The sequence below is a fragment of the Mycolicibacterium palauense genome (genome assembly GCF_002592005.1).
GTDB classification, from domain to species: domain Bacteria; phylum Actinomycetota; class Actinomycetes; order Mycobacteriales; family Mycobacteriaceae; genus Mycobacterium; species Mycobacterium palauense.
The window spans coordinates 1-19,795 of sequence record NZ_NVQF01000095.1 but is presented as its reverse complement, the minus strand read 5'-3'; the positions used below and the strand labels follow the sequence as shown (position 1 = coordinate 19,795).

General features: G+C 71.2%; 14 protein-coding genes. 7 read left to right on the top strand and 7 right to left on the bottom strand.

What is annotated here, in order from left to right:
* Nucleotides 1-85: 85 nt before the first annotated feature.
* Nucleotides 86-2,182 carry an ATP-dependent zinc metalloprotease FtsH gene (ftsH, locus tag CSR00_RS25535; protein WP_245906531.1) on the bottom strand — a complete coding sequence of 699 codons (2,097 nt, stop codon included), beginning with the start codon at nucleotides 2,180-2,182 and terminating at the stop codon, nucleotides 86-88.
* A gap of 250 nt (nucleotides 2,183-2,432) precedes the next feature.
* On the opposite strand from ftsH, the gene CSR00_RS25530 reads away from it, so the two are divergent.
* Nucleotides 2,433-3,170, top strand: a complete 738-nt coding sequence (locus tag CSR00_RS25530; protein ID WP_099025208.1) for an SIMPL domain-containing protein — start codon at nucleotides 2,433-2,435, stop codon at nucleotides 3,168-3,170.
* 20 nt (nucleotides 3,171-3,190) lie between these two features.
* Here the strand turns inward: CSR00_RS25530 and CSR00_RS25525 are convergent, their stop codons facing one another.
* Genes CSR00_RS25525 through dacB form a run of 5 tightly spaced genes read right to left on the bottom strand, consistent with a single transcriptional unit; the run spans nucleotide 3,191 to nucleotide 9,447 of the window.
* Nucleotides 3,191-5,425, bottom strand: a complete 2,235-nt coding sequence (locus CSR00_RS25525) for a molybdopterin-dependent oxidoreductase (protein WP_099025205.1) — start codon at nucleotides 5,423-5,425, stop codon at nucleotides 3,191-3,193.
* Nucleotides 5,426-5,443: 18 nt separating this feature from the next.
* Entirely contained in the window at nucleotides 5,444-6,016 is a 573-nt protein-coding gene (gene hpt / locus CSR00_RS25520) for a hypoxanthine phosphoribosyltransferase (protein ID WP_176562265.1), read from the bottom strand.
* A gap of 43 nt (nucleotides 6,017-6,059) precedes the next feature.
* Entirely contained in the window at nucleotides 6,060-7,040 is a 981-nt protein-coding gene (tilS, locus tag CSR00_RS25515) for a tRNA lysidine(34) synthetase TilS (RefSeq protein ID WP_099025207.1), read from the bottom strand.
* On the bottom strand, nucleotides 7,019-8,074 hold the full coding sequence (locus CSR00_RS25510; protein WP_099025203.1) for an Rv3626c family coenzyme F420 biosynthesis-associated protein: 1,056 nt from the start codon (nucleotides 8,072-8,074) through the stop codon (nucleotides 7,019-7,021). Before CSR00_RS25510 ends, tilS begins: the two co-directional genes overlap by 22 nt.
* Entirely contained in the window at nucleotides 8,062-9,447 is a 1,386-nt protein-coding gene (gene dacB, locus CSR00_RS25505; RefSeq protein ID WP_099025206.1) for a D-alanyl-D-alanine carboxypeptidase/D-alanyl-D-alanine endopeptidase, read from the bottom strand. The genes CSR00_RS25510 and dacB overlap by 13 nt, the downstream gene beginning before the upstream one ends.
* Before the next feature lie 153 nt (nucleotides 9,448-9,600).
* On the opposite strand from dacB, the gene CSR00_RS25500 reads away from it, so the two are divergent.
* The 3 genes from CSR00_RS25500 (at nucleotide 9,601) to alc (ending at nucleotide 11,764) form a co-directional block, all read left to right on the top strand.
* Nucleotides 9,601-10,089 carry an inorganic diphosphatase gene (locus CSR00_RS25500; RefSeq protein WP_099025202.1) on the top strand — a complete coding sequence of 163 codons (489 nt, stop codon included), beginning with the start codon at nucleotides 9,601-9,603 and terminating at the stop codon, nucleotides 10,087-10,089.
* Nucleotides 10,090-10,197: 108 nt separating this feature from the next.
* Nucleotides 10,198-10,719, top strand: coding sequence for a 2-oxo-4-hydroxy-4-carboxy-5-ureidoimidazoline decarboxylase (locus tag CSR00_RS25495; protein WP_245906533.1), 522 nt, complete (start codon nucleotides 10,198-10,200; stop codon nucleotides 10,717-10,719).
* Between the two features lie 31 nt (nucleotides 10,720-10,750).
* A complete protein-coding gene (gene alc, locus CSR00_RS25490; protein ID WP_099025200.1) occupies nucleotides 10,751-11,764 on the top strand; it encodes an allantoicase in 1,014 nt (337 codons plus the stop codon).
* Between the two features lie 207 nt (nucleotides 11,765-11,971).
* On the opposite strand, the gene CSR00_RS25485 is transcribed toward alc, so the two are convergent.
* Nucleotides 11,972-12,940 (bottom strand): TerC family protein, encoded by a 969-nt coding sequence (locus CSR00_RS25485; RefSeq protein ID WP_099025199.1) that lies wholly within the window; start codon nucleotides 12,938-12,940, stop codon nucleotides 11,972-11,974.
* 230 nt (nucleotides 12,941-13,170) lie between these two features.
* Between CSR00_RS25485 and CSR00_RS25480 the strand changes: the two genes are divergently transcribed.
* Genes CSR00_RS25480 through CSR00_RS25470 form a run of 3 tightly spaced genes read left to right on the top strand, consistent with a single transcriptional unit; the run spans nucleotide 13,171 to nucleotide 19,630 of the window.
* A complete protein-coding gene (locus CSR00_RS25480; protein ID WP_099025198.1) occupies nucleotides 13,171-17,070 on the top strand; it encodes a Pls/PosA family non-ribosomal peptide synthetase in 3,900 nt (1,299 codons plus the stop codon).
* Nucleotides 17,067-18,386, top strand: a complete 1,320-nt coding sequence (locus CSR00_RS25475; protein ID WP_245906529.1) for a M1 family metallopeptidase — start codon at nucleotides 17,067-17,069, stop codon at nucleotides 18,384-18,386. The genes CSR00_RS25480 and CSR00_RS25475 overlap by 4 nt, the downstream gene beginning before the upstream one ends.
* Nucleotides 18,383-19,630 carry a hypothetical protein gene (locus CSR00_RS25470; protein ID WP_099025196.1) on the top strand — a complete coding sequence of 416 codons (1,248 nt, stop codon included), beginning with the start codon at nucleotides 18,383-18,385 and terminating at the stop codon, nucleotides 19,628-19,630. Before CSR00_RS25475 ends, CSR00_RS25470 begins: the two co-directional genes overlap by 4 nt.
* Nucleotides 19,631-19,795: the final 165 nt, after the last annotated feature.

Below are 19,795 nucleotides of genomic sequence, written 5' to 3'. Positions count from 1 at the left end.
TGAGATGGAGGGGTATCGTCTGCATCGATACGAAGGCGTCCGCCGTGATCGACACAGGGAGTAGCGTCGGCGGCGTCAGATGTGTTTAAGAGACCGCGTTGGCCCCGTTCGCGCCATTGGCGCCATTGGTCCCGTTGGGGCCGCTCGCCGGAGCGCCGTTGGCGGGACCGTTGGACGCGGCGCCGCTCTCGGACCTCCGCGCGGCCTCGGCAGCGGCGATGGCGGTCTTGAACGCCGGTTCGGGAACCGGTTTCGGCCACTCCTCGCCCCGCTCGATCGCCAGCTCCCCCGGGGTCTTGATCGGCGGCTTGTCGGACGGCACCCGACCGCCGAAGTCGTCGAACGCGGTGATCCGGGGACGTTTGCGGACCTCGCCGAGGATGACCTCGAGCTCGGTGCGGTGCAGCGTCTCCTTCTCCAGCAGGTCCCCGGCCAGCACGTCGAGAACGTCGCGGTTCTCGGTCAGGATCTCCCAGGCCTCGGTGTGCGCCGCCTCGATGAGCTTGCGGACCTCCTCGTCGATCTCCCGGGCGACCTCGTGGCTGTAGTCGGCCTGGGTGCCCATGGAGCGCCCCAGGAAGGGGTCGCCGTGCTCGGTGCCGTACTTGACCGCCCCGAGCTTGGCGCTCATGCCGTACTCGGTGACCATTGCGCGCGCGATCTTGGTGGCCTGCTCGATGTCCGAGGAGGCACCGGTGGTCGGCTCCCGGAACACCAGTTCCTCGGCCGCGCGGCCGCCCATGGCGAACACCAGGCGCGAGACCATCTCCGAGCGGGTCATCAGCCCCTTGTCGTCCTCGGGGACGGCCACCGCGTGCCCACCGGTGCGGCCGCGGGCCAGGATGGTGACCTTGTAGATCGGTTCGATGTCGGGCATCGCCCAGGCCGCCAGCGTGTGACCACCCTCGTGGTAGGCGGTGATCTTCTTCTCTTCCTCGCTGATGATGCGACTCTTGCGCCGCGGCCCGCCGATCACCCGGTCGACGGCCTCCTCCAGCGCCGCCCCGGTGATGATCGTGCCGTTCTCGCGGGCGGTGAGCAGGGCGGCCTCGTTGATCACGTTGGCCAGGTCGGCGCCGGACATGCCCACCGTGCGCTTGGCCAGCCCGTCCAGGTCGGCGTCGTCGGCGATGGGCTTGCCCTGCGAATGCACCCGCAGCACCGCCCGCCGCCCGGCCAGGTCGGGGTTGGACACCGGGATCTGGCGGTCGAACCGGCCGGGCCGCAGCAGCGCCGGGTCCAGGATGTCGGGCCGGTTGGTGGCCGCGATCAGGATGACGCCCTGCCGGTCACCGAACCCGTCCATCTCGACCAGAAGCTGGTTGAGCGTCTGTTCCCGCTCGTCGTGCCCGCCGCCGAGGCCCGCGCCGCGCTGGCGTCCGACGGCGTCGATCTCGTCGACGAAGATGATGCAGGGCGCGTTCTGCTTGGCCTGCTCGAACAGGTCACGCACGCGGGAGGCGCCCACACCGACGAACATCTCGACGAAGTCCGACCCGGAGATGGTGAAGAACGGCACGCCGGCCTCCCCGGCCACCGCCCGGGCCAGCAGCGTCTTGCCGGTGCCCGGCGGGCCGTAGAGCAGCACGCCCTTGGGGATCTTCGCGCCCAGTGCCTGGTAGCGCGACGGATTCTGCAGGAAATCCTTGATCTCGTAGAGCTCCTCGACCGCCTCGTCGGCGCCGGCGACGTCGACGAAGGTGGTCTTGGGCATGTCCTTGGACAGCTGTTTGGCCCGCGACTTGCCGAACCCGAAGCCCATCCGCCCGCCGGTCTGCATCCGGGAGAACATGACGAACAGCCCGACCAGCAGCAGCAGCGGCAGCATGTAGATCAGCAGGGTGCCGAGCATGCTGCCCTGGTTGACGACGGTGTTGACCTTCGCGTTCTTGCCCTGCAGCGCCTCGAAGACGGTCACCCCGTACCCGGTCGGGTACTTGGTGATGATCTTGTCGGAGTTCTCGGTGTCGCCGTTGCCGCTCTTGAGGTCCAACCGAAGCTGCTGCTCACGGTCGTCGATCTGGGCGCTCTTGACGTTGTCGGCGTTGATCTGCGCCATCGCCACCGAGGTGTCGACCGGCTTGTAGCCACGGGTGTCGTCGCTGAAGTAGAAAAACGACCAACCGAGGAGCAACACCACGGCGACCACCGTCAGTGTGCGGATCACGTTCTTACGGTTCATCAGCATCGGCCGGGTACGGCCAGGTCCTTCCAAATGCGCCGGGAGTACTTCAGGCTACCGCTAGACCAACGAACGACGGTTCCCACGTCGTAAAACATGTGCTTCGGCGCACCGCGTGGCGGCTTCCCCGGACCGGCCCGTGAACACCGAACCGGTCGGCACCAACGGGGTTCGGCCGCGCGTCACCGAGGCCGGCCGCCGCGGCGCGGACGCTCGCTGGGACGGTGCGCGAGCCACTAATGTGCCTCTCATGCCGACTGCCGGGAACCCCCGAATCCTGCTGCGTCTGTGCCTGGTGCTGCTGGCCGGACTGTTCGTCACCACCGTGTCCGCCTGCGACTCCAGTTCGAGCCCGCCGCCCGCCGGCAACAACCCCCGCGAGGTCACCGTGGTCGGCGAGGGCCACGTGGAGGGCACCCCGGACACGCTGAACGCCAATGTCGGGATCAGTTTCACCGCGCCGGATGTGACCGGCGCGATGAACCAGACGAATGAGCGTCAGCAGGCCGTCATCGACGCCCTCGTCGACGCCGGCGTCGACAGCAAGGACATCGCCACCACCAACGTCAGCCTGCAGCCGCAGTTCGGCCCCGACGGCACCGCCACCATCGTGGGGTATCAGGCCAGCAACACCATCGACGTGACCATCCGCGATGTCGGCCTGGCCTCGCGGGTGCTCGCCCTGATCGTCAGCACCGGCGGTGACGCCACCCGGATCAACTCCGTGGAGTTCTCGATCTCCGACGACTCGCAGCTGGTCAAGGACGCCCGCGCCCGCGCCTTCAACGACGCCAAAGCACGCGCCGAGCAGTACGCGCAACTCTCCGGTCTGCGGCTGGACAAGGTCATCTCGATCTCCGAGGTCGGCAACGGCAGCACGCCGCCGTCGCCGGTTCCGATGCCGCGCGCCATGGCCACGGAGGCACCGCTGTCGCCGGGCCAGCAGACCGTGGGCTTCTCGGTGACCGTGGTGTGGCAACTGGGCTGACACCGCGCCTGGACCAACACTCAGAGCGCGGCGACCTCGACCGGTAGGCCGTTGAGCACGGCGGTGCCCGACAGCGGATCCAGCGACAGCCCGTCGTTGAGTTCGTTGACGTTGACCCCGGGATCGGCGGCCGCCACCCCCATCCTGGTGCGGGCCTCGCCGTGTCCCCAGCCGTGCGGCAGCGAGACCACGCCCGGACGCATCGCGGGGGACAGCTCGACGGGCACGGTCAGTTCGCCGCCGGCTCCCCGGATGATCGCCTTGTCGCTGATCCCCAGCCGCTCCGCGTCGTCGGGGTGCATGAACAGCGTGCAGCGGTTGGAGCCCCCCGACAACGCCGGCAGGTTGTGCATCCAGCTGTTGTTGGAGCGCAGGTGGCGCCGGCCGATGAGCACCATGTCCCGCCCCGACCCGTCGGCGGGCGCGTCCAGCGCCGATCGCAGCCGGGCGGTCTCGGCGACCAGCGGCGCGGCGGCCAGTTCGACCTTGCCCGACGCGGTGCGCAGCGCCCCGGGCAGCCGGGGCTGCAACGGCCCCAGGTCGACACCGTGCGGGGCGGCCCTGAGCCGCTCCAGCGTCAACCCGTCGGGCGCGGTACCGAACGCGTCGCCGTAGGGCCCCAGCCGCAGCATCATGTCGAGCCGGCGTTCGTAGCCACGCTCACCGGTCAGCATCGCGGTCAGTTCGTCGACGGTGCGCCCGGCCACCGGGGAGTCCGGATCGGCGGTCTCCTTGGCCAGCGTGGCCGCGATCACCTGCTGGTCGACGAGCATCGGATCGGCGTCGATTCCCGCACCGAACGCCAGAAGCACCAGGCGCGAGAGGATCTCGGCCTCGTCGGGACGCCCCTGCGGCAGGGGGAACACCGGCGGCGAGTACCGCGCGTTGTTGCGGACCGCCAGATTGTTCAACACGAAGTCGAAATGCGGGCTCTGCGACGACGGCGGCGGCGGCAGGATGACGTCGGCGTGGCGGGTGGTCTCGTTGAGGTAGGGGTCGACACTGACCATGAAGCCCACCCCGTCGAGCGCACGCGCGAGGCGGTGACCGTCCGGTGCGGACAGCACCGGGTTCCCGGCGATGGTGACCACGGCCCTGATCTGGCCCTCGCCGGGCGTCTCGATCTCCTCGGCCATCGCCACCGCGGGCAGTTCCCCGGCGGCCTCGGGATAGCCCGAGACCCGGCTGTGCCAGCGCCCGGTAGTGAAGCCGCGGCCCAGGCGCGCCGGGCGCGGGGCCGCGGCGGTGGGGCCGAGCGGGAACATCACCCCGCCGGGGCGGTCCAGGTTGCCGGTGAGGATGTTGACGACGTCGACCAGCCAGCTGCCCAGCGTGCCGAATCCGACCGTGGACGTGCCGATCCGGCCGTAGACCGCGGTGCCGGGGGCGGCGATCTCGCGGGCCAGTTGCCGGATCTCCTCGGCGGCCAGCCCGCAGTGCCCGGCGACCAGCTCCGGCGGGAAGTCGGCCGCCAGCGACTCCACGGTGTGCAGCCCGGTCACGTGTTCGGCGATCCCGCCCAGGTCCTCGGCGAGGAGGTTCTCGTCGAACAGCACGTGCACGACCGCGAACAGCAGGGCCGCGTCGGTGGCCGGCCGCGGCGCCAGATGCCGGTCGGCCAGGGCGGCGGTCCGGGTGCGGGCCGGGTCGATGACCGTCAGCCGGCCGCCGCGGTTGCGCAGTGCCCGCAGCTTTCCGGGGAAGTCGGCGGCGGTCGCGACGCTGCCGTTGGACACCATCGGGTTGGCGCCGATGATCACCAGGTGCTCGGTGCGGTCCAGGTCGGGCACCGTGAACGCGAACTGGTTGCCGAACAGGTATCCCAGCGCCACCTGCTTGGGCATCTGGTCGAGTGTGCTGGCGCTGAACACGCTGCGGGTCCCCAGCGCCTTGATCACCATGGGCGCGTAGAGCGCCCCGGCGACGGTGTGCGCGTTGGGGTTTCCCAGGTACACGCCGACCGAACGGCCGCCGTGCTCGGCCAGCACCGGACCCAGTCCCTCGGCGACCGCGGCGAACGCCTCCTCCCAGGAGGTCTCGGTGAACCGGCCGTCGCGCCGCACCAGCGGGCGGGTCAGCCGGTCGGGGTCGCTGTCGAGTTCGCCGAAGCTGGCCCCCTTGGGGCAGATGAAACCGGCGGAGAAGACGTCGTCGCGGTCACCGCGGGCGGCCACCACCCGGTCGTCCTCGACGGTCAGTGTCAGACCGCAGGTTGCCTCACAGAGCGGACAGATCCGCAGGGCGGTCCCGGTCATGACGGCCGCCCCCCGGGGCTATTCGTAGACCTTGGGTTCCAGGGTTCCGATATACGGCAGATCGCGGTAACGCTCGGCATAGTCCAGTCCATATCCGACGACGAACTCATTGGGAATGTCGAAACCGACGTAGGCGATGTCGACATCGGCGCGCACCGCCTCGGGTTTGCGCAGCAGCGTGCACACCCGCAGCGAGCGGGGGTGACGCGTGGCCAGGTTCCGCAGCAACCACGACAGGGTCAGACCGGAGTCCACGATGTCCTCGACGATCAGCACGTCGCGGTCGTGGATGTCGCGGTCGAGGTCCTTGAGGATGCGGACCACCCCCGACGAGGAGGTCGAGGAGCCGTACGAGCTGACGGCCATGAATTCCAGCTGGGTGGGCAGCGGGATGGCGCGGGCCAGGTCGGTGACAAACATGACCGCACCCTTGAGCACCGTCACCAGCAGCAGATCCTGCGGGCCCTGGCTGTCCAGGTAGTCCGCGGCGACCATCGCGGCGAGCTCGGCGGTCCGGGCCTGGATCTGTTGCTCGGACAGCAACACCGATTTGATGTCTCCGGGATACAGCTCGGCGGTATGCGCTGGCACGCACTCAGCGTGCCATGCCCGCGCCGGGTTGACCAAGGCGACCTCACACCGGTTCGGTGCGCAGCCGCAGCCTTCCGTCGCGGCGCTCGGCGATCAACCGGGTGTGCGCCAGCCTGCCGCCGACGGCCACCCCGCCCTGCCCGTGCCAGTCACTGGTCAGGGCGTCCACGGCGCGGATCTGCTTGTCGGTGAGCCCGGCCGCTCCGCCGGCGGCCAACCAGGACCGGATCGCCCGGCGACGCAGCGCGGCCGGCAGCGCCGCGAGCACACCGGCGTCGAGTTCTGCTGCCCGCCGGCCACCGGGCCCGGCGCTCGCGTGCTGCAGCGCGCGTTCGGCGTCGGCGTCGAGCACCTCGGCGTCCTCGCGCAGTGCGGTGGCGGTGCGGGCCAACGCCTCGGCCACCCCGCCGCCCAGGACGTCCTCCAGCAGGGGCAGCACCTCGTTGCGCAGGCGGCTGCGGGTGAAGCGCCGGTCGTGGTTGTGGGGGTCGCGCCAGGCGGTCAGGCCCAGCTCGGTGCACACCGCCGCGGTGACCGCGCGACGCACCCCCAGCAGCGGGCGACACCACGGCGGGTCGTAGGGCCGCATCCCCGAGATGGACCGCGGCCCGGACCCGCGGCCGAGCCCCAGCAGCACGGTCTCGGCCTGGTCGTCGAGGGTGTGACCGATCAGCACCGGCGCCCCGGCGCGGGCCTCCTCCAGCGCGGCGTAGCGCGCGGTCCGGGCGGCCGCCTCCGGCCCGCCCACGCCACCGACACTGACCGTAATAACCTGCGCTTCAACACATCCCAGGTGCATCGCCTGCTCCCGGGCGGCCTCGGCGACCCGCGTCGAGGACGCCTGCAGACCGTGGTCGACGATCAGCGCGGCGGTGGGCAGCACCGGTGCCGCCGCGGCCGTCAGGGCCAGCGAGTCCGGTCCGCCGGACAGGGCCACACACCAGCGCCGGGCGTCACCAAGGTGGGTCCGGGCGTAGCGGGCCAGCGTGGCGCGCAGCCCACTCAGAGCACCCGGTCTATCCATCGCCGCGGATCATCGATCTCGTCGGGCAGGGGCAGGGTCTCCGGCCCGGTCCACACCGTGTTGAAGCGCCGCATGCCCACGCTCGCCACCACGTGGTCGACGAAGGCCTTGCCCCGCGTGTACTGCGACATCTTGGCGTCGATACCCAACAGTGCACGCAGAATCCGTTGCAGCGGTGGCTGCTTGCGGCGGCGGCGATCCTCGAAGCGGCTCCGGATGGCGGTCACCGAGGGCACCACGGCGGGCCCGACGGCGTCCATCACGTGGTCGGCGTGGCCCTCCAGCAGGGTGCCCAGGACCAGTAGCCGGTCCAGCGCCTCGCGCTGCGGTTCGGCCTGCACCGCACGCATGAAACCCAGGATGCCCGACGAATTCGCGTCGGCCGGGGCCCCGGAGCGCCGGTCGCGCACGAAGTCCGCCAGCCGGCCCACCACCGCGGCGACGTCCTCGCCGCCGTCGGAGGTCAGGACCGCCAGCGACTCCGACATGTACTGCGCCAGCCAGGGATTGGCGGTGAACTGCACCCGGTGGGTGACCTCGTGCAGGCAGACCCACAACCGGAAGTCCGCCGGCGAGACCCGCAGCTGGCGTTCCACGGCGATGACGTTCGGGTACACCAGCAACAGACAGCCGCCGGCCACGCCGAACGGGTCGTACTGCCCCAGGATGCCCGAGGACACGAACGCCAGCACGGCGCCGGTCTGGGCCCCGGTCATCCGCCCGGTCAGAAAGCCCTTGGGCTGCTCGGTCCCGCCGGTCATCACGCGCATCGAGTCGCTGGCCGCGCGCACCCACTCCGAGCGGTCGACGATCTTCGCCTCGGGCACCGGGCCCTCGGTGGTCAGCCCGGTGACCTCGCGCACCGGCGGTTCGGCCGCCCGCGACGCCTCGGCCAGCTGCGCGATGGCCTGGTCGCGGGTGTAGTCGGTGGTGGGTGGGCCGGGCCGGACCAGCCGGGAACCGACGGTGGCCGCGAAGGACCAGTCGACCGCGCGGCCGACGGTGAGATTGGAGGAGTCCGTCACGAACCACATCCGCACATGCGCAGGGTGGCGGCCAGCGCGTCGAGGGCGGTGCGTCCGGTCGGCCCCGCATTGTTGGAGATGAACGAGAACGTCAGCACCCGGCCGCTCGTGTCGGTGACGATGCCCGCCAGCGCGTTGGTCCCGGTCAGCGACCCGGTCTTGGCCCGCAGCCAGCCGGCGGCCGGCCGGATGGCGTCGGGGGCCAGGAAACGGTAGGACAGCGTGCCGCTGCCACCGGCGATGGGCAGCAGGTCCAGCAGCCAGCGCAGCCGCGGCCGGTCGGGCCCGGCGGCCTCCCCGACCACCTCGTCGAGCGTGGTGGCGGTCAGCCGGTCATCGACGGAGAGCCCGCTGGAGTCGAGCAGCCGCGCGCCGGCCAGGTCGATGCCGGCCTGGCGCAGGGTGCCGGTCACCGCGGCCACCGCGCCGGCGAAACTCTCCGGGTGCCCGGCGTGCGCGGCGACCTCGCGGCCGATGGTCTCGGCCATCACGTTGTCGGAGTCGTTCATCATCTGGCGCAGCCGTTCGATCAGCGGCGCGGAGTGCACCGCCGCCAGCTCGCGGCCGCCGGCCGGGCCGGGCGTCGTGGTGACGGTGGCCGGGTCGATGCCCAGCGCCGCGGCCAGTGCCCGCCCGGCGTCCAGGGCGGGGGTGCTCGAGCGCCGCGAGTCGACGGTGGTCGGCTGGGTGCGGCCGCAGTCGATCATCACCGGTTCGATCGGGGCGATGTCCCCGCCGCCGATGTCGGCGGGGTCCCAGCCCGGGGCCATTTTCGGGCCGCTGTACAGCGAGGTGTCGACCCGCACCGCGGTCGCGGTGACGCCCGAGCGGCGCACCTGGTCGGCCAGGTCGCCGATCCGCGCGGCGCCCTGGTACCAGGTGTCCTCGCCGGGCGGGGCCGCCGACAGCGTCGGGTCCCCACCCCCGACGAGCACCACGACACCGGACCGGCCGGTCTCGTCGCCGGCGACCACCCGGGTGGTCAGGCGCTCGTCGCGGTCCAGCGTGAGCAGTGCGGCCGCGGTGGTGAGGACCTTGTTCGTCGAGGCCGGCTGCATCGGGATGGAGTCGCCCTGCTGCCACAGCTGCGCGCCGGTCTCGGCATCGGTGATCCGGCCGGTCAGCGCACCGAGATTCGGGTCGGCCAGCGGCGCGGCCAGGGCCCGGGTGAGCCCGGCCGGGGTCGGGATCGGCGCATCGTCGTCGACGGGGACGACGGCCGGGTCGGCGGCCGCGACGGCCGGCGGCGGCAGGGCCTGCGCGTGTCCGGCCCGGCGGGCACCGGTGAGCAGCGCCGTTGCCGTCACGACGACGGCGACCAGGCCGATCACCGCGATCCCGATCGCCAGATGCGTGGATCGCCTCCACCGGGTGGGACGCATGTACTGCAGGGTATCGCCCGATGCCTGCCGCACCCACCGACCGACCCGCCGCACGCGCCGCCGCGGCCGGCGTCCCTGACACCCATCGGTGCAGCGGGGAACGCTAGTGTTTGTCCCGACGACCGCAGAACCATCCAGGCGAAGGAGCCGTCGGTGGAATTCGAAGTGACCATCGAGATCCCCAAGGGACAGCGCAACAAGTACGAGGTGGACCACGAGACCGGCCGGGTCAAGCTGGACCGGCACCTCTACACCGCGATGGCGTACCCGGCCGACTACGGCTTCATCGAGGACACCCTGGGCGAGGACGGCGACCCGCTGGACGCCCTGGTGCTGCTGCCGCAGTCGGTGTTCCCGGGCGTGCTCGTGGACGCCCGACCGGTGGGGATGTTCAAGATGGTCGACGAGGCCGGCGGCGACGACAAGGTGCTGTGCGTGCCCGCGGGCGACAAGCGCTGGGACCACATCCAGGACATCGGCGACGTCGCGTCCTTCGAGCTCGAGGCCATCAAGCACTTCTTCGTGCACTACAAGGACCTGGAGCCGAACAAGTACGTCAAGGCCGCCGACTGGGTGGGCCGCGCGGAGGCCGAGGCCGAGGTGCAGCGTTCGGTGGAACGCTTCAAGGAGTCGGGTCACTGAGAGTCGGTCCCTGAGAGTCGGCCCCTGAGACTCAGGCCACATCAGAAGTTTGCACCGCTGTAACACGATGTAACGTCGTCGTGGCTTGGGGTTTCGATCATGGGCCTTGTGTTGATGCATCAGGGGATCGGCCTCGAAGCCTTCAACGCGATGCCCGAGCGGAAGGCTCTGCACGCGCTCTACGAGTGCTGCAACAGCGTCACCCTGGCCGGTGACCTGGTCGCCGGGCGCCCGTACGCCGACCACGACGCGCTGTTCCGCCGCGCCGACGCGCTGCTGTTCGAGCTGTCGGATGCGGCCGTGGACCGGCTGCTGGAGACCTGCCCGCACGTGGGCCGACGCCCGCACAGCGACAAATCCGCCGCCGAGCAGTGCGCGCTGTGGGACGAGGACGCGGCGGTGATGGCGCAGTTGAACGAGGCCGTCACACGCTACGAGGACAAGTTCGGGTTCGGTTTCGTGATGTACATCGGCGGACTCGCCGGCACCGAGGTGCTGGCCGCGATCACCGACCGGCTGCACCACGACCCCGAGACCGAACGCAAGGTCGTCCGCAACGAACTGGCCAGGATCGCCCGCTCCCGCCTGGAGCGGATGCTGGGCCCCGAGGGTGGCTACCAGAACTGGTGAACACCCCTGGCCTACGCTCGTGCGGGTGAGTATGCCGGCGAATCCCAGTTTCCATGCACTGCCCGACCTGGCCGCACGGTCGGCCGGCGGGGCGGTGTTGTGGGCCAATGACGACCTGTTCGCCGAGCGGGAGAACCTGATCAATCCGGCCGCGGCGGAGTTTCGTCCCGCCACCTTCGGGCACAAGGGCCAGATCTACGACGGCTGGGAGACCCGCCGCCGCCGCGACGCCGGCCCGGACGCCTGCGACCAGGCCATCGTCCGGCTCGCGGTGCCGGCGGTGGTGCACGGCGTGGTGATCGACACCGCGTGGTTCACCGGCAACTATCCCCCCGAGATCTCGGTGGAGGCCGCCTCGGTCGACGGCTACCCGTCGACCGAGGAACTCGTCGAGAAGACCCCGTGGACCACGATCGTCGAGCGCAGCGCGGTCAACGGCGACACCCGCAATCCGTTCCGGGTGGACTCGTCCAAGCGCTGGACCCACGTGCGGCTGTCGATCTATCCCGACGGCGGCGTGGCGCGCTTCCGTGTGCACGGCGAGGGCCTGCTGGACCCCCAGTTCGCCGAGCGCATGACGCTGGACCTGGCGGCGCTGTCCAACGGCGGCCGAATCACCGCGTGCTCCAACATGTTCTACAGCTCGCCGAACAACCTGCTGCTGCCCGGGTCGGCCCGCACCATGGGCGAGGGCTGGGAGACGTCGCGGCGGCGCGACACCGGCAACGACTGGGTACAGGTGCACCTGGCCGCCCAGGGCGTCCTCAACGCCGTCGAACTCGACACCAGCTATTTCATCGGCAACGCCCCCGGCGCGGCGCGGCTGTCGGGCCGCGACGGCGACGGCGACTGGTTCGAGGTGCTGCCGATGACCGACCTGCAACCCGACACCAGGCACCGCTTCCTGATCGAGGACGGCCGCGCGCTCACCGACGCCCGGCTGGACATCCACCCCGACGGCGGCATGGCGCGGTTGCGGCTGTTCGGCGCGCTGACCGAGGCCGGGCTGGGCCAGGTCCGCACCCGCTGGGAGACCAGCTCCTGACGGTGGCCCCAAACCCGGGCCGCCTCGAGCGGACTCCGGCGCGCGTCCCGCACGGGCCCCGGCGCGTCCCCTCGAGCCTGTAGGTGGCGCGGGAAAACGCGAGTGGGCACCTCGGCAGCTACAGGCTCGGCAGCTAGAGGCTCGGCAGGCTCGAGGCGGGGTCCCACCGGCCGGGGCGCCGGCGAACTCGACGCTCGATCGCGGCGCTCACTCCCGCGCCGCGACCCGGGTCCGGATCAGGCTGGCGACCATCGTGATGAACAGCGTGAAGATGATGACACCCAGGCTCCACAGCGTCGGAATCTCGGGGACCGCCACGCCGTGGCCGCCGTTGATGAACGGCAGCTCGTTCTCGTGCAGCGCGTGCAGGAACAGCTTGATGCCGATGAAGAACAGGATGAACGCCAGCCCCTGCGACAGGTACACCAGCCGGTTCAGCAGATCACCGAGCAGGAAGTACAGCTGGCGCAGGCCCATCAGGGCGAACACGTTGGCGGTGAACACCAGGTAGGGCTCGCGGGTCAGACCGTAGATCGCCGGGATGGAGTCCAGGGCGAACATCAGGTCGGTGGTGCCCAGCGCCACGATCACCAGGAACATCGGTGTCATCAGGCGTTTGCCGTCCTCGTGCACCCACAACCGCAGCCCGTCCCAGCGTTCGCTGAACTTCAGGTGGGTGCGGGCGAACCGGACCACCCGGTTGTCGGCGTCGTCGTCGTGCTCGGTGTCGCGGACCAGCGTGAACGCCGTGTACACCAGGAACGCCCCGAACAGGTAGAACACCCAGGAGAAGTTCTCGATGGCCACCGCGCCCAGCGCGATGAAGATGCCCCGGAAGATCAGCGCCAACACGATGCCGACCATCAGCGCCTGCTGCTGGTAGATCTTGGGCACCTTGAAGCTGGCCATCAGGATGATGAAGATGAACAGGTTGTCGATCGACAGGCTGTACTCGGTCAACCACCCCGCGTAGAACTCCAGCCCGAACTGCCGGCCGTGGAAGTGCCACACCCACAGACCGAAGAGCAGCGCGAGCCCCACGTAGATCGACAGATAGGTGGCGCATTCCCGGGTGGAGGGTTCGTGCGGCCGTCGGCCGATCACGATCACGTCGAACAGCAGCACCGCGATCGTCACGCCGAGCGTGATGCCCCATTCCAGGGCAGAAACGTTCATCAGGAGGGCCTCCGGTCGTCACGAAACGCCAGAGGTCTCTTCCACCGCCGGGCGGCCCACGGCGCCGGTCGTCCGATGACGGCCGACGTGATGACGACACCGCGGCGAAGGAATACTCCCCTCTTCGCGCACCATTGTGACAGATGTTCGTGACACGACTTGTCACAGGACTTGCCACCCGGGTGCGTTGCGCCTGCACACACGCCGGTGAGGCTTAGTATTTTCGACTTGTGGCAGCCGCCCCCGCCCCCGAGATTCCTGCGCAGTACCTCCTGTCGGCGCAGGCGCCCGAACCACGCACCCTGGTGGACATCCTCTACGAGACGGCGGCGCGGTTTCCCGACTCGCCGGCCATCGACGACGGCACCGTCCAGCTCACCTACGCCGAACTGATCACCGATATCGAGGACAGCGTGGCGTGGTTGGCCGCGCGTGGCATCGGGCGCGGCGACCGGATCGGGATCCGGATGCCCTCGGGCAGCTACGCGCTCTACGTCGCGATCCTGTCGACGCTGGCCACCGGCGCGGCCTATGTCCCCGTCGACGCCGACGACCCCGACGAACGCGCCGATCTGGTGTTCGGCGAGGCCGGTGTCGTGGCGATCATCACCGAGGCCGGGCTGTCCCGTGGGCCCGGCTCGTCGCGGGGCTGGCGGGCCGCGTCCCCCCTGGCCCGCGACGACGCGTGGATCATCTTCACCTCGGGCTCGACCGGCACCCCCAAAGGGGTCGCGGTCACCCACCGCAACGCCGCCGCGTTCGTCGACGCCGAGGCTCGAATGTTCCTCAGGGACAACCCGATCGGCCCGAGCGACCGAGTTCTGGCCGGTTTGTCGGTGGCCTTCGACGCCTCCTGCGAGGAGATGTGGCTGGCCTGGCGGCACGGGGCCTGCCTGGTTCCGGCGCCACGGTCCCTGGTACGCAGCGGCATGGATCTGGGCCCGTGGCTGATCTCCCGGGACGTCACCGTGGTCTCCACGGTCCCCACCCTGGCGGCGCTGTGGCCGGCCGAGGCCCTCGAACAGGTCCGGCTGCTGATCTTCGGCGGTGAGGCCTGCCCGCCCGAGCTGGGTGCCCGGCTGGCGGTGGAGGGCCGCGAGGTGTGGAACACCTACGGCCCGACGGAGGCGACGGTGGTGGCGTGTCTGGCCCGGCTGGACGGCGTCGGTGCGGTGAGCATCGGGCTGCCGCTGCCGGGCTGGGACCTGGCCGTCGTCGACAAGGAGGGCCGCGAGGTCGGCTACGGCGACATCGGCGAGCTGGTGATCGGCGGCGTCGGCCTGGCCCGCTACCTGGACCCGGACAAGGACGCCGAGAAGTACGCCCCGATGCCGTCGCTGGGGTGGAACCGGGCCTACCGCAGCGGCGACCTGGTGCGCCTGGAACCCGAGGGGCTGTACTTCCAGGGCCGCGCCGACGACCAGGTCAAGGTCGGCGGCCGGCGGATCGAACTCGGTGAGGTCGACACCGCCCTGATGCACCTGCCCGGTGTCTCCGCCGGCGCGGCCGCGGTCCGCAAGACCGCCAGCGGGACCCCCCTGCTGGTGGGCTACATCGCGCTGTCGCCCGACACCCCTTCCGCCGAGTACGACCTGGGCGCCGCGCGCACCGCGCTGGCCGAGACGCTGCCCGCCGCGTTGGTGCCCCGCCTGGTGGTGCTCGACGAGCTGCCGACCCGGACGTCGGGCAAGGTCGACCGCAACGCCCTGCCCTGGCCGGTGTCCGCGGCGCCCGGCGACGAGGAGGAGCCGCAGTTCGCCGGGACGATGGGCTGGCTGGCCGGGCTGTGGCGCGACACACTGGCCGCCCAGATCGACGGCCCCGAGGCCGACTTCTTCGCCCTCGGCGGCGGGTCGCTCTCGGCGGCCCAACTGGTGGCCGCGCTGCGCCAGCGCTACCCGCAGGTGACCGTCGCCGACCTCTACGACCACCCGCGGCTGGGCTCGCTGGCCGGCTATCTCGACGACCTGAGCCCACCGGCCAAGGCCGAGCCCCGCCACGTCGAGCCCACGCCGCTGCGCACCCAGGCCGCCCAGGTGGCCCTGTCGCTTCCGCTGGCGACCCTGACCGCCCTGCAGTGGGTGACCTGGCTGGCGCTGACCAACAACGTCGTCGCCGGCTTCGCCTCGGTGCCCTGGCTGGTCACCGTGAACTGGTGGTGGGTGGCGATCGCGTTCGTGCTCTTCATCACCCCGCTGGGCCGGATGGGCATCGCCGTGCTGGGGGCCCGGATGCTGCTGGCGAGCCTGGCCCCGGGCACCTACCGCCGCGGCGGGGGTGAGCACATGCGGGTCTGGCTGGCCGAGCGCCTCGCCGACGCCAGCGGTGCGGAGAACATGGCCGGGGCGCCCTGGCTGGTGTACTACGCGCGGGCGCTGGGCAACAAGGTCGGCAAGGATGTCGACCTGCACTCCGCACCGCCGGTGACCGGGATGCTGACGCTGGGCAACCGCAGCTCGGTGGAACCCGAGGTCGACCTGTCGGGGCACTGGATCGACGGCGACCTGTTCCATGTCGGCCCGATCACCATCGGCAACGACGCCACCGTCGGGGCACGCTCCACCCTGCTGCCGGGCGCGGTGATCGGCAAGAACGCCGACGTCGCACCCGGAGCCGGAGTGGTGGGCAAGGTCAAGAACGGCCAGTACTGGAAGGGTTCTCCCGCGGTCAAGTCCGGCAAGGCGCGCCACCCGTGGCCCGACCAGCGGCCGCCCCGGGCCCCGGCCTGGGTGGCCGCCTACGGGCTGACGTCGGTGCTGCTGGGCGCGCTGCCGCTGGTGGCGCTGGCCGCGGGGCTGGCGGTGATCGCCTGGGCGGTGCGCGGCGCCCCGACGCTGGGCGCCGCGGTCCTGCCGGCACTGGCCTGGACGCCGGTGGCCACGCTGGCCGCGCTGGGTGTCTACGCCGTCCTGACGGTGCTCAAGGTGCGGGTGCTCGCGCTGGGCCTGCGGGAGGGCTACCACCCGGTCCGCAGCCGGGTGGGCTGGCAGCTGTGGGCCACCGAACGCCTGATGGACGGTGCCCGCAACTACCTCTTCCCGCTCTACGCCAGCCTGTTGACACCGTGGTGGCTGCGCCTGCTGGGCGCGAAGATCGGCAAGGGCACCGAGATCTCCACGGCCCTGCTGACCCCGAAGTTCACCACCGTCGAGGACAGTGCGTTCCTGGCCGACGACACCATGGTCGCCTCCTACGAACTGGGTGGCGGCTGGATCCACGTCGCGCCCGCCACCATCGGCAAGCGGGCGTTCCTGGGGAACTCGGGCATCACCCAGCCGGGCCGGCGGGTCCCCGACGACGGCCTGGTGGCGGTGCTCTCGGCGACCCCGCACAAGGCCAAGCGGGGTTCGTCGTGGCTGGGCAGCCCGCCCATGCGGCTGCGCCGGCAGCCCACCGCCGCCGACGCGCTGCGCACCTTCCATCCCTCGGCCGGCCTGAAGGCGCGGCGGGCACTGGTCGAGACGTGGCGGCTGATCCCGGTGATCGTCACCTTCGCGATCGGGGTGGCGGTGCTCGGCGCGCTGCAGGCCCTCGCCGGCGCGTTCGGCTGGCTGTGGACCGCGCTGGCCGGCGGCGTGGTGCTGCTGGCCGCCGGCGCGCTGGCCGGCGGCATCGCGGTGGCCGCCAAATGGCTGATGGTGGGCCGCATCCGCGCCGTCGAGCATCCGCTGTGGTCGTCGTTCGTGTGGCGCAACGAGGTGTCGGACACCTTCGTCGAGACCGTCGCCGCGCCCTGGTTCGCACGCGCCGCCAGCGGCACACCGGTGATGAACGTGTGGCTGCGCGGCCTGGGCGCCACGATCGGCCGGGGGGTGTGGTGCGAAACCTACTGGCTGCCCGAGGCCGACCTGGTGACACTGGGCAGGGCCAGCACCGTCAACCGGGGGTGCGTGGTGCAGACCCACCTGTTCCACGACCGGATCATGCGGCTGGACACCGTCGTCCTCGACGAGGGTGCGACACTGGGCACCCACTGCGTCGCCCTGCCCGCCGCGCGGCTCGGGGCCGGATCGACCGTGGGTCCGGCATCGCTGGTGGTGCGCGGGGACGAGGTACCGCCCAACACCCGTTGGCAAGGCAATCCGATTGCGCCGTGGCTGGTTTCACGCAAGAAGGACTCCAACGTTTGAGAAAGAAGAAAGCCGGGACCCCGGTCATCGACCCCTATCTGCCGGGCAACGGCAACTTCGGGTACCGGGTGTCGCGCTACGAGCTCGACCTCGAATACAAGGTGGCCGCCAACCGACTGACCGGCGCGGCCGCCATCACCGCGGTGACCCTGGCCGAGCTGCGCACCTTCTCGCTGGATCTGTCCGACGCGCTGTCGGTGTCGAAGGTGACCGTCAACGGCCGCCGCCCGCAGGGGTTCCGCACCGCCGGCCGCAAGCTGCACATCACCCTGGCGTCCAAACTGCCCGCGGGTGCGGCGCTGCAGATCGTGGTCCGCTACGGAGGCAATCCGCGGCCGCTGCGCAGCCTGTGGGGCGAGGTCGGGTTCGAGGAGCTCACCAACGGCGCCCTGGTCGCCGGGCAGCCCAACGGCGCGGCGTCGTGGTTTCCCTGCGACGACCATCCCGGATCCAAGGCCAGCTACCGCATCACGATCAGCACCGAGAGCCCCTACCGCGCGGTGGCCAACGGTGAGCTGGTGTCGCGGCGGGCCCGCGCCGGCATGACGACGTGGACCTATGAGCAGGCCGAGCCGATGTCGTCGTACCTGGCCACGGTGCAGATCGGGGAGTACGAGATCCACCGGCTGGCCAAGTCTCCGGTGCTCATGCAGGCGGCGCTGCCGGCACGGCTGAAGCGCAACTTCGATCACGATTTCGCCCGCCAGCCCCAGATGATGAAGCTGTTCGAGCGGCTGTTCGGCCCGTACCCGCTGTCCACCGGGTACACCGTGGTGGTCACCGACGACGAACTGGAGATCCCGCTGGAGGCGCAGGGACTGTCGATCTTCGGCGCCAACCACTGCGACGGCAGCCGCGGCGCGGAGCGGCTCATCGCCCACGAGCTGGCCCACCAGTGGTTCGGCAACAGCGTGACGGTGCGGCACTGGCGCGACATCTGGCTGCACGAGGGCTTCGCCTGCTACGCCGAGTGGCTGTGGTCGCAGGAGTGCGGCGGTCCCGGCACCGACGAGCTGGCCCGGCAGTACCACGCCCGGCTGGTCGATTCGCCGCAGGACCTGCTGCTGGCCGACCCGGGGCCCGAGGACATGTTCGACGACCGGGTCTACAAGCGCGGCGCGCTGACATTGCACGCCCTGCGCGGCCGGCTCGGCGACAAGGACTTCTTCGCCCTGCTGCGGGACTGGACCGACCGCTACCGGCACGCGACGGTGGTGACCGACGACTTCACCGATCTGGCCGCCCGCTATACCGAGACCTCGCTGCGCCCGCTGTGGGGCGACTGGCTGTACTCGACGCCGGTTCCGGACTTGTGACCGACGCGGCGACGCCCACCGGCCCGGTCGCCCGCGGCAGTGTCGCCCGGGTCGGCCTGGCCACGGCGGTGTCGGCGCTGTGCGGCTACGCGGTCCTGTACCTGGCCGCCCGTGAACTCAACCCGTCGGGGTTCTCGGTGTTCGGCGTGTTCTGGGGTGCGTTCGGCCTGGCCACCGGGGCGGCGTTCGGTCTCCTGCAGGAGAGCACCCGGGCGATCCGCACCTCGCGGGTGAGCCTCCCCGGGGCCTCCCGGTCCGGGCCGGTGACCCGGCCGCTGCGAGTGGCCGCGGTGGTCGCCGTCGTCGCCGCGGTGACGGTGGCGGTCAGCGCGCTGCTGTGGGGGCCGCACGTGTTCGTCGAATCCACCGGGTTGTCGGTGCTGCTGCTGTCGGTGGGGCTGGCCGGATTCTGCGTGCACGCCACGCTGCTGGGCGTGCTCGCCGGGGACAACCGCTGGTCGCAGTACGGCATTCTGATGGTCACCGATGCGGTGACCAGGGTGCTCGTCGCGGCGGCGGCCGCCGCCGGCTGGGGGCTGGTCGGGTTTCTGTGGGCCACCGTGGGTGGCGCCGCCGGCTGGCTGCTGCTGCTGGCGACGTCTCCGACCACGCGGGCCGCGGCCCGCGTGGTCGTCTACGAGGACACCCGGTCGTTCCTGAGCGGGGCGTCGCACTCGGTGGCCGCGGCCGCGGCCAGCGCGGTGCTGGTCATGGGGTTTCCCGTGCTGCTCAAGGCGACCTCGGGGGAACTTGGAGCCGCCGGCGGGGTGGTGATCCTGGCGGTCACCCTGACCCGGGCTCCGCTGCTGGTGCCGCTGACGGCGATGCAGGGCAATCTGATCGCCCACTTCGTCGACCAGCGCCGCCACCGCCTGCGGGCGCTGACCGTCCCCGTGGTGCTGGTCACCGTGCTCGGCGCGGTGGGGGTGGTGCTGGCCGGCTGGGTGGGGCCGTGGCTGCTGCGCACGGGTTTCGGCGCCGACTACCGCGCGTCGGGTGCCCTGCTGGCGTGGCTGACCGCCGCGGCGGTGGCGATCGCGCTGCTGACCGTGACCGGGGCGGCGACGGTGGCCGCGTCCCGGCACCGCGCGTACTCCGCGGGCTGGATCAGCGCCACCGTGGTGGCCACCGCGGTGTTGATGCTGCCGTTGCCGCTGGAGACCCGCACCGTGCTCGCCCTGCTGTGCGGACCACTGCTGGGGATCTGCGTGCACCTCGCAGCGTTGGCCAGGATCGGCGACTGAGCCCCGCACCTTCCCGCCGTCCCATCCCTGGCCGTCCCGTCCCTGGCCATCCCGTCCCTGGCCATCCCGTCCCTGGCCATCCCGTCCCTGGCGCACCGAGCGTGCGCCGAGGCCGCCTCCCACGGTGCAACCCCGGTCCTGACGCGCACTCGATGCGCCCAGATC

Excerpts from the sequence above, each read along its gene's own strand:
- ftsH (WP_245906531.1), bottom strand. The coding sequence starts at position 2,182 with ATGAACCGTAAGAACGTGATCCGCACACTGACGGTGGTCGCCGTGGTG.
- CSR00_RS25530 (WP_099025208.1), top strand. The coding sequence starts at position 2,433 with ATGCCGACTGCCGGGAACCCCCGAATCCTGCTGCGTCTGTGCCTGGTG.
- CSR00_RS25525 (WP_099025205.1), bottom strand. The coding sequence starts at position 5,425 with ATGACCGGGACCGCCCTGCGGATCTGTCCGCTCTGTGAGGCAACCTGC.
- tilS (WP_099025207.1), bottom strand. The coding sequence starts at position 7,040 with ATGGATAGACCGGGTGCTCTGAGTGGGCTGCGCGCCACGCTGGCCCGC.
- CSR00_RS25510 (WP_099025203.1), bottom strand. The coding sequence starts at position 8,074 with ATGTGGTTCGTGACGGACTCCTCCAATCTCACCGTCGGCCGCGCGGTC.
- dacB (WP_099025206.1), bottom strand. The coding sequence starts at position 9,447 with ATGCGTCCCACCCGGTGGAGGCGATCCACGCATCTGGCGATCGGGATC.
- alc (WP_099025200.1), top strand. The coding sequence starts at position 10,751 with ATGCCGGCGAATCCCAGTTTCCATGCACTGCCCGACCTGGCCGCACGG.
- CSR00_RS25485 (WP_099025199.1), bottom strand. The coding sequence starts at position 12,940 with ATGAACGTTTCTGCCCTGGAATGGGGCATCACGCTCGGCGTGACGATC.